Below are 14,018 nucleotides of genomic sequence, written 5' to 3'. Positions count from 1 at the left end.
ATCACTCCTTTCCAATCCGTTTTAACTGAAACACACGCCAGTTAAAGTAAAATGCGTTCTTCATATTACAAAAACTTTCTTCGTCCGTCCTGTCTATATTGAATAAACCAATAACCATATTTATGAACTACATGAAGAAAGTGGTAGCTGCTTTAGGATGTGCAGCTATTTGTTTGCCTTTATTTGCTCAGTATCCTGTTATTCCCGAAGATGTAAAGGCCGAAGGTGCCAGACTCGGTGCTGAGATTGATCGTAAATCCGATCAGGCTTGGGAAAAAGCTCTGCCGGTTGTTATGGAAGAGGCTGCTAAAGGCCGTCCGTATAAACCCTGGGCGGCTAAACCCGAAGACTTGCTGAAAGCTGACATTCCGGCTTTCCCCGGTGCAGAAGGTGGTGGCATGTACACTGCCGGCGGACGTGGAGGCAAAGTCATTGTTGTAACTTCTCTTGAAGACGCAGGTCCCGGTACCCTTCGTGAAGCATGCGAAACCGGTGGCGCCCGTATTGTTGTATTTAACGTAGCAGGTATTATCCGCCTGAAAACTCCGATCAATGTTCGTGCTCCTTACATCACAATTGCCGGACAGACTGCTCCCGGTGATGGAGTTTGTGTAACAGGCGAGAGCTTCCTGATCGATACACACGACGTCATCGTCCGTCATATGCGTTTCCGTCGTGGTGCGCAAGATGTAAATCGCCGGGATGATGCGCTGGGGGGCAACGGAGTAGGCAATATTATGATCGACCACGTTTCGGCTAGCTGGGGATTGGACGAAAATATGTCCATGTACCGCCATGTATATAACCGTCAGGAAGATGGATACGGAATGAAGCTGCCTACTGTGAATATCACAATTCAGAACTCTGCTTTTACCGAAGCGCTGGACTGCTATAACCATGCTTTTGGGGCAACGATCGGGGGACATAACAGTATGTTTGCCCGCAACTTATTCGCATCGAACATCAGCCGTAATGCCTCTGTGGGTATGGATGGGGACTTTAACTTTGTGAATAACATTGCATTTAACTGGTGGAACCGTTCGGTAGATGGTGGCGATGAAAAGAGCTTTTATAACATTATCAACAACTACTTTAAGCCGGGTCCTATCACTCCGAAGGATAAGCCGATTGCTTACCGTATTCTGAAACCCGAATCGAGTCGCGATAAGAATAAGCCCGACACTTTTGGTAAAGCCTATGTGAATGGTAATATCACCGAAGGTTATCCTAATGTAACGAAGAACAACTGGGATGGTGGCGTGCAGGTGTATAACGAACCTAATGCCGGACGTTTCGAAAGCCAGATTCGTGTGGATGAAGCCATGCCTATGGCCCATGTAACGATTATGCCGGCAAAAGAAGCCTATAAATTTGTGTTGGACAATGTAGGGGCAACTTTCCCCAAACGTGATGCTGTGGATGAACGCATCGTGAAAACGGTAAGAACAGGTAAACCTTTCTATGTGGCCAATGCAGCGGATTATGAGTTTGACGCCAAGTATGTGAAGAGAAGACTGCCTGCCGACTCATACAAGCAGGGCATCATTACCGATATCCGTCAGGTAGGCGGACTACCCGAATACACTGGAACTCCGTATGTAGATACCGATGGCGATGGTATGCCCGATGCTTGGGAAACCAAGTATGGTTTGAATCCGAATGATGCTTCGGATGCTGTGCAGGATTGCAATGACGATGGTTATACCAATATCGAGAAGTATATCAATGGGATTGATCCAACTAAAAAAGTAGATTGGAAGGATCTGAAGAATAACTACGATACACTGGCAAAGCGTAAGAGTTTGTTCTAAAAGAATTTGTCGTAGGAGGCTGTCTCATAAGTCTGTAAATCCACTTCGTCATTGGTAACCCTCGCAATGACGTGATGAAAAAGGCTTTTGAGACAGCCTCTTAGCGCCGCCAGGTGTATCATTAGTTTCACCATCCGGCGTCAAGGGCGCACAAGCCCCGCCTCTACAAAAAAAACTGTAAATAATTTCTTCATTTATTATGTATATAGGCGGAATTATTATACTTTTGAAAGCATAATATGCTAATTACCTAAAATGAAGTACCAGGGAATCATTCTACTCTTTATCAGTCTGATACTATCTTGTGCACCTGCATTTGCACAAGAGAAAGTGAAGCCTAAAAATGGCGATGGAGTAAGGAGTCTTTTAATCCGGCACAATCGTCCGGGAGCGGAATATCAGAAGCAGTTTATTGAACTGAATAAGAAAAAGCTGGGAAAAGGTAATTCCCTGTTAATGGGGGTGTCATATACCTTGCCGCCGCTCAGAAAAGGAAGTACCGCTCCGAAAGGGGAAGCCGTGAAGGAAAAACCTCAGGCGACGCCCCAAACCAAACCTACCGGGAAAGATAATTATGCGGTAGGAACCAAAAAGCGGGAACCTTTATTCGGTAAGAAGTTGGCCGGGTACGAAATAAAATCTTCAGAACTGAAAGGAGCAACCTTTTATGTAGTCAGCGGACATGGTGGTCCCGATCCGGGCGCGATAGGGAAGATGGATGGGCACGACCTGCATGAAGATGAGTATGCGTATGATATCGGTTTACGCCTGGCTCGGAACCTCATGATGAAAGGGGCAAAGGTTCATATCATCATTCAGGATGCAGTGGATGGCATACGCGACGAGCGGATATTGAAAAACAGTAAGCGCGAAACATGCATGGGAGCCGCTATCCCTCTGGGCCAGGTGGCACGTTTAAACCAGCGTTCGGCCAAGATAAACGAACTGAACCGGAAAGACGGTAAAGGTTATGCCCGCGGAATATTTATCCATATCGATAGCCGAAGCAAGAGTAAACAAACGGATGTATTTTTCTACCATTCGCCTAAAACCGGAAGCAAACAGCTGGCCAATACCATGAAGAGTACATTTGCCGGAAAATATAATCGTCACCAACCCGGGCGCGGGTTTACCGGAACAGTAAGCGAACGAAGCTTGTATGTATTGAATAATACCGTTCCTGTTTCCGTATTTGTGGAATTGGGAAACATACAACATTCGCTTGATCAGCGTCGCATTGTGATTGATGACAACCGTCAGGCACTGGCAAACTGGATGTGCGAGGCGTTTGTGAAGGACTATACGCAGTATAAGAAGAAAAGGCAGTAAGATAAAATCTGGCAGTCAAAAAAACGACTAATTTTCTTCATCAATAACAACGCTGGTGGTGCCGTCTGACTTTTTAACCAGATAGACATATTTTCTCATTGAAGGTTTTTCAATATTATAAACCTCTACACCATTTACGCTCCATGATATAGTGCTACTGATATAATCTTGTCCACTGTTAACTTTATAATCCTGGTATTGGAAAGTTACGTCCATCCTGTCGGCAACCCCTTTATAATATACATAAAATGTATAATTGCTTTGTCTCGAATCTCCAAAGGCAAAAGTAAAGAAGTTATATAACCCTGTGTATTCATTATACTGAATATGGTTATATTCGTTATTATAGTTATAATGCCTGTCGTACGATTCAATAACAGGCTGGGAGTCCAATTGCTTTAAACTTGTAACCGGTAGCGTGCTGAAATCTTCGGGATTGATCAGATCGTTCCCTTCCTCGTCTACATAATAGAATCTCAATACGCTTCCTGTGTAGAATGGACCGCCATCGGACATACTATCATACCACTTATTGCTGTTATCATCATTGCAACTAACAAAACAGATTGTGCTAAGGAATAATATCAATATTCCGAAAAAAGGTTTGGTTTTCATTTCTATGCTTTTTGAATAGTTTTATGCTACAAATTTATTAATATTTCCATGAAAAGCGTTATTTCTTTATGCGAATTTCGTTCAAATCTGAAACTCAAATTTTAGAAGGATAAATAGAACGTACAAAAGGTGGGGTTATTTGAAGAAAGATTTTACTATTATTTGTTGATAGAGAACTTTTGATGCATCAAAGAAAAACTTTTGATTCGACAAAAAAATATTTTTGATGCATCAAAAATATTTTTTTGTCGAATCGTTTTTTTCTTGATTTTATATCGTTCTTTATCGTGTTAATTATCAGCGACTTATATCTCTCTGCTGAAAAGAATGAAAAACGAGCTAAATCTCTTTTCTTTTTATCCGTTTCTGAAACAAAAAAATCGGCTTATATCTTTACAGACACAAGCCGATTCCTTATTGATAGTATATATCTTATAGCATTGCTTTCACTTGCTTATATACGTTATCGGCAGTGAAACCAAGTTTCTCGTCCAGTACCTTGTATGGTGCAGAGAAACCGAATGATTCCAGACCGAATACTTTTCCGTTGGCACCAGCCAAGCCTTCAAGATTCACAGGAAGTCCGGCAGTCAGACCGAATACTTTAGCTCCGGTAGGAATGATTGATTCCTGGTATTCCTTGCTTTGGCTACGGAACAGCCCTTCGGATGGTACAGAAACGATACGAGTCTTAATGCCATCTTTGTGAAGTAATTCAGCACCGGCAACCAGTGTAGACACCTCAGAACCGGAAGCGATAAGGATAACATCCGGATTAGCATCAGCTCCGGAAACGATGTAAGCACCTTTGGCAGCTTCATTGTAATCAGTTCCTGCAGGAAGTTGAGCAATGTCCTGGCGAGAGAAGATCAATCCTGTAGGAGTTGTTGTATTCTCCATGGCCAGGCGCCAAGCTACCGTTGTTTCATCAGCATCGGCCGGACGAAGAACCAACATAGAATTGTGTCCCTTATGGTTTTTCAGTTTCTCCATCAAGCGGATTTGTGCTTCTTGTTCTACCGGCTCATGAGTAGGACCGTCTTCACCTACGCGGAACGCATCGTGTGTCCAGATGAACTTCACGGGTTGCTCCATGATGGCAGCCATACGTACAGCTGGCTTCATGTAGTCGGAGAATACGAAGAATGTACCGCAGGCAGCGATCACACCACCGTGAAGCGACATACCGATACATGCGCAAGCCATAGTAAGCTCGGATACACCTGCCTGGAAGAATGCACCACTGAAATCACCTTTCTTGAATGCATGCGTTTTCTTCAGGAATCCATCTGTTTTGTCCGAGTTAGACAAGTCGGCCGAAGCAACGATCATATTTTCTACCTGAGTAGCCAATGCGCCAAGAACCGTAGCCGAAGCGTTACGTGTAGCAGCGCCCGGTTTTTGTTCGATAGCCTCCCAGTCTACTTTCGGAGCCTTGCCGGAGAAGAACATCTCCATCTTGGCAGCCAATTCAGGATTTTCTTTTGCCCAGGCCGCTTTTTCGGCATATCTGTCGGCAACGATCAACTTCAACTCGGCAGCACGTGCAGCATACATTTCGGCTACCTCAGGAAAGATAACGAATGGATTTTCTACATCGCCCCCCAGGTTTTTGATTGAATTCTTATAAGCGTCGCCACCCAGAGGAGCACCGTGTGTGGCACAGTTTCTCTCGTAGCTCGATCCGTCTGCTTTCAGAGCGCCTTTACCCATCACGGTTTTACCGATGATCAGCGTAGGACGTTCTGTTTCTTTTTTGGCTTCATTCAACGCATCGCGGATGGATTGTGCATCGTTTCCGTCGATATTGATAATGTGCCATCCCCATGAACGATATTTCATTTCCACATCTTCGCTGGTCACTTCGTCGGTAGTGGTAGAAAGCTGGATGTCGTTAGAGTCGTAGAACATCACCAGGTTGTCCAATCCCAGGTTTCCGGCAATACGTCCGGCACCTTGAGAGATTTCTTCCTGAATACCACCATCCGAGATATAAGCGTAGATGGTTTGGTTCATACGCTCACCGAAACGTGCTTTCAGGAACTTCGCTGCGATGGCTGCTCCAACGGCAAATGTATGCCCCTGTCCCAATGGACCTGAAGTGTTTTCGATGCCACGGGCTACGTTTACTTCCGGGTGTCCGTGTGTTGGGCTTCCCCATTGACGGAACTCCTTCAATTCGTCCATCGTGAACTTGCCAGTCATAGCAAGCACAGAGTAAAGCATAGGCGACATATGTCCCGGGTCGAGGAAGAAGCGGTCGCGACCCTCCCACGTTGGGTTCTCGGGATCGTATACTAAGAACTCGGAGAAGAGTACGTTTACAAAATCAGCACCTCCCATTGCACCTCCCGGGTGACCGGAGTTCGCTTTTTCAACCATTGATGCAGCAAGGATTCTGATATTATCAGCCGCACGGTTCATAAGTTTAAGATCGTTCATAAGAAATAAGTAAGTTAGATTATTTTTTGCAAAGATAGTTATTAAAAGTTGAAAGTTGAAAGTTGAAAGTTGAAAGTTGGCTGCGCAATCATCTGCATAGTTAACTTTCAACTTTCAACTTTCAATTTTCAACTCTTAAGGTTACAATAGACTTGGCAGGGAGCTTCACCTGCAATGTTCCCTTGTTGAGTTTTGCCCCTTTGAACTCCTTGATGTTTACGATATTCGGATTGTCAAACGTGTTGTGATCATCAATGTTCTTAGAAGTCAACACTTCGCCGGTAACTGTTTTAGCCTTCAAATCGGTAAGATTGATGGTAATATCCTGTTCGTTGGCCAGATCAACGTTCGACAAAGAGATGTGTACCACACCGTTTTTGTCTTTAGAAGCCGTAGCGCTCACCATCGGAAGGATGCGGTTATCGCGTACAATCATTTTATCGGCGTTGATATCCAGTGGAATATGCATAGCATCCTGGTGCACGGTGTACATCTTGAATACATGATATGTTGGAGTCAATACCATTTGCCCTTTATCATTGGTCAACACCATAGACTGCAATACGTTAGCAATTTGTGCAATGTTGGCCATCGTCAGACGCTCGGTGTATTTGTGGAAAATATCGAACGACAGCGAAGCTACGAAAGCATCGCGCAACGTGTTTTGTTGGTAAAGGTGCCCGCGGATCGTGCCCGGTTCTTCGTCCCACCAGGTTCCCCACTCGTCGAGTAGCAAGTTAACACGCTTCTGTGGGTCGTGTTTGTCCATGATGGCGATATGCTTTTTCAATACATCTTCTACTTCACGGCACTTGCCAAGCGTCCAGTAGTAATCGTCGTTATCAAATTGAGTAGCTGAGCCTTTGCTTCCGCTCCATCCTTTTACAGTGTAGTAGTGCAGAGAAAGACCATGCATTTGTCTGCGGGCGCGATCCATGAGGACTTCCGTCCAGTTGTAGTCGTAATCGCTGGCGCCACTGGCCACTTTATACAAACGATTGTCGTCGTAGTTACGACAGTACACAGCATAACGGCGGTACAGGTCGGCATAGTATTCCGGACGCATGTCGCCACCGCAACCCCAGCTTTCGTTACCTACACCCAGGTATTTAACCTTCCATGCTTTGTCACGACCATTCTTACGACGAAGGTTAGCCATCGGAGAATCACCATCGGAGGTCATGTATTCCACCCATTTAGCCAATTCTTCTACCGTGCCGCTACCTACGTTGCCGCTGATATAAGGTTCACAGTTCAGCATCTCGCACAGGTTCAGGAACTCGTGTGTGCCGAAGCTGTTGTCTTCAATCGTTCCACCCCAGTTGTTGTTTACCATTTTAGGACGGTTTTCTTTAGGACCGATACCATCCATCCAGTGGTATTCGTCGGCAAAGCAACCACCCGGCCAACGAAGTACAGGGATCTTAAGGTCTTTCAATGCGTTCAGTACATCGGTGCGATAACCATTGGTATTGGGGATGTTAGAATTCTCGCCTACCCAAAGTCCACCATAGATACAGGTTCCGAGATGCTCGGCAAACTGACCGTAGATTTCTTTAGGGATAATTTGTTTGGCATCGCTGATGCTTCCATTGATCGTGGCGCTCTTCTGTGCAGCCGGCAAGGTGCCGATGCCAGGTTCTGCATGCGCAGTCATGACACTAATGGCAATAAGACTGCATGTGATAAAACTTTTCATGATTTGTTTAATTTATATATGTTTAATGGGAATAAATGTGTTCTTATTTCGTATAGATGGCTACGCCACCCAAAGGCTGCATATCAATAACCAGTTGCCCTTTCTTATTAACCGTTGCGGTTTTGAATCCCGCTGTGCGATCTTCGTTATCGTAGATAACAGAAACATCTTGTCCCGTGAGCCAGGGTAACGAAAGAGTTAGCTTCTTGGGTTGATCTTCGGCATTGCTACCGGCAATGTACCATTTGTTGCCATAGCGGCGGGCCACAACAAAGTATTTGCCTGGGTATCCGTCAATGAAGCGGGTTTCGTCCCAAACGGTGGGAACAGTTTTAACAAAATCGAGAACATAACCGGGCTGTTCGTCCAGGTTGTTTGGAGTGATTCCCATGTGTTGGATAGCCGATTGGTAAATAACCGAACTAGCTACCTGGAAAGCATCTGTTGTTTTACGGATAGTGCCGCTGGTTTGATCTTTAGAGTAGCGTTTGTTGAAGAACACTGGTCCAAAGTCCATTCCCGACACCGCATTACGAGTGAATGGCAGGATGGTACTGCTGTACGCTTCCCTGTCTGTCCAATATTGGTTGAAAACGAGATTCTCGGATACGAGGGCAGCTTCGCTGGTGATGTGGTTAGGATACATACGTTCCCATCCGCGAGGAGTGGTTGTACCGTGAAAGTTTACAGAGATACCATATTCGTTGGCATCCGTTAGTATGTCCTCGTATAACTTCATTGTCACTTGTTTGTCGCCTCCAAAGAAGTCTACTTTGATACCTTTAACGCCCAACGATTTCATCCATTTCATTTCTTTATGACGAGCCGGAGCAGTATCCATACGATTATGAGGGCCTTGCGGGGCATCGTTCCATGAACCGTTTGAATTGTACCACAGGATAACATCTACTCCTTTGGACTGTGCATAATGAATGAGTGAAGGCATGTTTTCGTAACCGATTTGCTTATCCCAAAGGGCATCAATCAGGATGTATTCATAACCTAAATCGGCTGCCAGATCAATAAAAGTAACCTGATCCTGATAATTACAGCTGACGTCTTGCCACAGAATCCAACTCCATGTAGACTTTCCTGGTTTATAAACCTGTGAAGGTTCATATAACGGCTTAACAACATCGTAGGCAGAAGTCGTTTCTACGATTGGTTTTAGTGTTTCGCCCACGGTGATTGTTTTCCATGAAGTGAGCAGGGGGAGGCGTGCGGTTACAGTAGCGTCACCTACACCGTGGTTTTCTTCTTTCTCAGGGAAAACGATACTATACCGACCGTCACGGTCGCCTTCGCTGAGTTTGGTGCCGGCATACAGGCTGCTCACCCCGGTTTCGGAGATGAGTACCCAACCATCATTGCCCACATGGAAGAGAGCAGGGAAGGTATAACCTATTCCGTACTTAGATGGGGTACCCATAGGTTCGTCCAGCGTATATTCTTCTTCGTAACTAGGTTTTGTGCGCATCCATCCTTCGCCCCACGGAGCTTGTGGAGTAATGAAGGTAGTGGTGTGCGATGGGAAATCGAATCCGGTAAGTTCTTTATTAATAGTACAATGTGTCTTTTTAGCAGAGTGAATCCGGTAGGCCTGCGATATGTCGTTATTGGCTACGCGGAAGATAATCTGTAAAGTATCGCCTTCGGAATTGGTATAACTACTGATCAATTCGTTCGCTACATAATGAATGCGACTGGCCTTGGCGTGGGGGAGTGTATAGGTTTCGTCAATCTGGTTGACTTCTTCTCCCGTTTTTGTTAATCCTTGGGCAAAGCTGCCAATGCTGGTTTCTAATCCTAGCGGAGACGATTCCAGCATGGTTTTGTTGTTGTAAATAACACTGTAACTGGGCTTACCTTGATTCAACTCTAAATTGACTTTCAGTAAACCGTCCGGGCTTTGTACTTCTTGCGCTACGGCTAGTACCGGTAGCAGAAGGAAAGCGGAGATTAATTTCTTTTTCATGGGTTTTGTGAATTTATAGTTTGTTATGCTTTGACTTTTTTATCTTTTTAACCGCAGAGTTACGCAGATTACCGCAGAGTTTTAAACTCCAATTTATGCCTTTGCGCAACTCTGCGTAACTCTGCGGTTTATTTCAATAACCGGACCTCGTAAACACGGAACGTTTGCCCGCTTTTTTCCGCTGCGAACCTGATGGTTTGCGTACCTACGGCAAGCTTCCCGGGGAGTGGATATATCCAGGTGATGAAGTTTTCGTCCAAATCAGCGACAGTGGGTGAGGCGCTGATCTCTTCATCTCCAACGAATATCTTTGTTTCGGGTTTGTTATCTCCTTTATGAAGAACAAGCATGATCGACGAAGCCTCTTCTTTCACTTTTAGTTCGTAGCTAAACCATCCCTTGGCTAAACGGAAATGACGATTATCACGGGTGCCGGTGCGCGAATCTTCATATTTGATGAAATGATCCGACTCCGGTTGTTGTTCGCCCGGATAGATCAGGTCGATAGTGCGTTCGGCAAGTTCTGCTTTTTGTTGTTCTTTGCGGGTAATCTCTTCTTTAAGTTGTTCCAGTCCGTTAGGAGTAACCTGACGGAAATATACCGCATAGCGTGAATTATGCAGACGGAAGAACGGAATAAAATCCAGCGATTTGAATTTCTCCGGATAAACTTCTCCTGTATAATTGAAGCGGATATCACTGCCCGATGATTTTTTGAAGTAGGAGAGGAGCTGATTGGCTTCTCCAACCATAACCGGCATATCTTGTAACGGGATTTGGTGTCCGTGGGCAATATGTCCGCCGCGACTATCATCGGCATACAGACCTGTCATATCTTCTGTTCCGGTTTTGGTGGCCAAAACGATAGGGCCATAGATAAAGGAATAATAATCGCTTTTATCGGGGAGTTGCTCCATTTTTAGTTTCATGGGGAGAGTTAGTTCAATCTTATCTCCTTTCGCCCATTTACGGTTAAGGGTGATATAACTTCCCGGCTTTCCGTTGATTTGCTGTGGCTTTCCGTTTACGTTTACGGTAAGTTTGCCTTCTTCGACCCAACTTGGATAGCGGAGCCTGAGGTTAAAGGCTTTTTTCTTGCTTTGTTCTATTTGCAGATATACTTTCTCCTCGTCGGGAAAACGGGTTTGCTGAACCAATGTAACTCCTTTGTCTTTCCATTCCAAGCGGGAAGGGATGAAAAGGTTGACATAAATATCATTATCGGAATGAGCATAAATAATCTCACCATATTTGGTGTGGTTTTCGAGGCCGGAGCCTACGCAGCACCACATGCTGGTTTCCGGTTGCGAGTATACGCGATAATGTCCGGAGCGCATGGGGGTAAAGTACACAAATCCGCCTTTCTCAGGTTCTTGCGAAGAAAGTATGTGATTGTAAAGGGCACGTTCGTAGAAATCCATGTAGCGGGTTTCGGCAGTCGTCTGGAAAAACATATTGCTCAGGCGAAGCATGTTGTAAGTGTTACAGGTTTCCGGTCCTTCGATGTCAACCATCATAGGCTCGAAGTTATCGGCAGGGTGGAAGTGCTCGCGTACGCTATTTCCGCCCATGCTAACAGAACGGTTTTGGGTTACGGTTTCCCAGAAGAATTGGGATGCGCGGTCCCACGCCAGGTTGGCGTCTAAGTCGGCAATTCGCTTATAGCCTATCACTTTGGGAATCTGCGTATTGGCATGCAGTCCGGTAAGTTTATCTTCTTTAACTAAAAGCGGGTTAAGAATGGCCAGGTGCGAAAAGCGTTTAGCAAGAGTCAGGTATTTCTCGTCACCGGTGATGGCATATACATCGGCAAATGTTTCGTTGAGGCCACCATGTTCACTGCGGAGCATATCTTGCATTTGTTCGTCAGATAGATTGGATGTAATATCGAGCATCCAGTCTGTGAGCTTGATCAACATGTCGCGGGCAGTGGTGTTGCCTGTGAAGAGGCAGGCATCGCGCAAGCCTGCATAGGTTTTGTGTATATTGTAGAGGGGCACCCATTTACCGTTGAGGTCGAAGCCTCCGGCACGGATGTTTCCTGCTTTGATTTCGTTCCACATGGGGATACTGCCGGGGGTACCGCCAATAAATCCGGTTCCTACGGCATCCTGGCAGCGTTTTAGTTCGTCTACCATATAGTTGAGACGTTGCTTGATCTCGTTGTTTCCGGTAGTGGCTGCCATCATAGAAAGGGCCGAAATGTAGTGTCCACCAATATGCCCATCCAATCCGGTGTTTTCCCAGTTGGTATAGGAAGGGGCTTTCGGGGTGAGTCCGGCTTCCCGCAAATATGGGGCAAGTAATCTGTCCGGCTCCATAGCCAGGATGTATTTTAAATCCGTTTGTTGGGCTTGCAGGAAAGGGCTTTCCAGCAGTTCGACATCTTGAAGGGGGAAAGGGGAAACCTTTTCCAGGGTTTGAGCTTTCCCGGTAAGGAGAAAACAGAAAAAGAGTAAGTAAGTGATGAGGGCTGTTTTCATTTTTTTTGATATAAGGTGTAAGGGCGGTTCGTGAACCGCCCCTACAGTATAATAAGCAGAATGGTTACTTTTTAAACTTCACCGCTGCTTCCTCGATGGGTAATGCTGCTTTGTAGTTTTCGATGTATGTGCTAAAGCCTTCTACATCTTCAACCGAAGGTGAAATCTCAATACCTGCATCTCCGCCAAAGGCATGCTCGTCCAGGAAGTCGGCAAGAGATTGATTCTTTTCATTATTCACCAGGTAGGAAGCCAATAGGCCAATACCCCAGGCACCACCCTCACCGGCTGTTTCCATTACAGAAATGGGTGAGTTTAATGCTGCTGCAAGTATCCGCTGACCTACGTTCTTGGTCTTGAACAAACCTCCATGTCCTGTGATCCGGTCGACTTTGATCTTTTCCTCATTAAACAGGACGTCATTGCCAATCTTAAGAACACCGACAGAAGCATGCAGGTGTGCCCGCATGAAATTCGCAAGGTTGAACTTGTCACTTGCCGAACGAACGAACAAGGGTCTTCCATCGGCAAATCCGGTTATCGGTTCGCCCGAGACGTAGTTGAATGAAAGCAGTCCGCCACAATCTTTATCGGCTGTAAGCGCATGGTTGTAGAGCTTTTCATATATTTCATTCATATCTACAGGTATGCCCAGCAATTCCTGATATTCCTTGAATAAGCTGACCCATTCATTCAGATCGGAAGTACAATTGTTGCAATGCACCATAGCCACCGGACTTCCGTCGGGGGTGGTGACCATATCAATCACTTCGTAGGGCTTGGACAAGTCTTTCTCCAATACAATCATGGAGAATGATGAGGTTCCTGCCGATACGTTTCCAGTGCGTTGCTTAACGGCGTTGGTTGCCACCATACCGGTGCCGGCATCTCCTTCGGGTGGGCAAACAGGTATGCCTGCCTTCAGGTGTCCCGAGACGTCGAGTCTGCTGGCTCCTCCTGCTGTGAGGAATCCGGCATTCTCACCGGCAGACAGTACTTCGGGCAGAATATCGAGTAACTTCCAACCAAATTTCTTGTCTGCAATCAGGTTGTCGAACTTATCTACCATAGCGGTGTAATAGTTCTTGGTGGCCGGGTCAATAGGGAGCATACCCGATGCATCGCCTATGCCCAACACCTTTTTACCTGTCATCTGCCAATGGATGTATCCTGCAAGCGTAGTCAGATAATTAATCTCCGGCACGTGCGCCTCGTTGTTCAGGATGGCTTGATACACGTGAGAAATACTCCATCTTAAAGGGATATTGTATACAAAGAGTTCTGATAACTCTGCTGCTGCCTGCCCTGTATTGGTGTTTCTCCAGGTGCGGAAAGGCACGAGAATTTCTTCTTTCTCATTGAATGCCATATAGCCGTGCATCATGGCACTTACGCCGATGGCAGCCAATGTCTCTATCTCTATGCCGTATGCATCCTTTACATTCGAACGCAGATCGGCATAACAATCCTGCAATCCATGCCAGATGGCATCCATACTGTATGTCCAAAGTCCATCGACCAGCTGGTTCTCCCAAGTGTGACTCCCCTGGGCAATGGGCTTGTTCTCCTGGTCAATCAAAACGGCTTTTATTCGGGTAGAACCGAGTTCTATACCCAGAATGGCTTTGCCTGTTTCGATGGTTGATTTTGCGTCTGGTTTCATA

8 protein-coding genes are annotated in these 14,018 nt (G+C 45.7%); 2 read left to right on the top strand and 6 right to left on the bottom strand.

All coding sequences use genetic code 11. The annotated features are described in order from the left end of the window. Nucleotides 1–122: 122 nt before the first annotated feature. Nucleotides 123–1,811 carry a polysaccharide lyase gene (locus D0T87_RS05510; protein ID WP_163173617.1) on the top strand — a complete coding sequence of 563 codons (1,689 nt, stop codon included), beginning with the start codon at nt 123–125 and terminating at the stop codon, nt 1,809–1,811. Nucleotides 1,812–2,066: 255 nt separating this feature from the next. Continuing rightward, nucleotides 2,067–3,140: an N-acetylmuramoyl-L-alanine amidase gene (locus D0T87_RS05505; RefSeq protein ID WP_163173615.1), complete on the top strand. Its 1,074-nt coding sequence runs from the start codon at nt 2,067–2,069 to the stop codon at nt 3,138–3,140. A 27-nt stretch (nt 3,141–3,167) separates the two neighbouring features. Here the strand turns inward: D0T87_RS05505 and D0T87_RS05500 are convergent, their stop codons facing one another. The 6 genes from D0T87_RS05500 to D0T87_RS05475 all read right to left on the bottom strand — a co-directional run bounded on the left by D0T87_RS05500 (nt 3,168) and on the right by D0T87_RS05475 (nt 14,017). Next, the gene (locus D0T87_RS05500) at nt 3,168–3,755 is read right to left on the bottom strand and encodes a hypothetical protein (protein WP_163173276.1); all 588 of its coding nucleotides are present in this window, start codon (nt 3,753–3,755) and stop codon (nt 3,168–3,170) included. A 432-nt stretch (nt 3,756–4,187) separates the two neighbouring features. Further along, nucleotides 4,188–6,197, bottom strand: a complete 2,010-nt coding sequence (locus D0T87_RS05495; RefSeq protein ID WP_163173613.1) for a transketolase — start codon at nt 6,195–6,197, stop codon at nt 4,188–4,190. Between the two features lie 121 nt (nt 6,198–6,318). Further along, nucleotides 6,319–7,854 carry an alpha-N-arabinofuranosidase gene (locus D0T87_RS05490; protein WP_239063504.1) on the bottom strand — a complete coding sequence of 512 codons (1,536 nt, stop codon included), beginning with the start codon at nt 7,852–7,854 and terminating at the stop codon, nt 6,319–6,321. A gap of 85 nt (nt 7,855–7,939) precedes the next feature. Further along, nucleotides 7,940–9,871, bottom strand: a complete 1,932-nt coding sequence (locus D0T87_RS05485; protein ID WP_163173609.1) for a glycoside hydrolase family 97 protein — start codon at nt 9,869–9,871, stop codon at nt 7,940–7,942. A 128-nt stretch (nt 9,872–9,999) separates the two neighbouring features. Next, nucleotides 10,000–12,354, bottom strand: a complete 2,355-nt coding sequence (locus D0T87_RS05480; protein WP_163173607.1) for a glycoside hydrolase family 127 protein — start codon at nt 12,352–12,354, stop codon at nt 10,000–10,002. Nucleotides 12,355–12,418: 64 nt separating this feature from the next. Next, a complete protein-coding gene (locus D0T87_RS05475) occupies nt 12,419–14,017 on the bottom strand; it encodes a xylulokinase (protein ID WP_163173605.1) in 1,599 nt (532 codons plus the stop codon). Nucleotide 14,018 lies beyond the last annotated feature (1 nt).

The organism is Bacteroides sp. 51 (genome assembly GCF_010500965.1).
Lineage (GTDB): Bacteria > Bacteroidota > Bacteroidia > Bacteroidales > Bacteroidaceae > Bacteroides.
The sequence above is the reverse complement of the archived record's forward strand: the minus strand, read 5'-3'. Positions and strand labels throughout refer to the sequence as shown.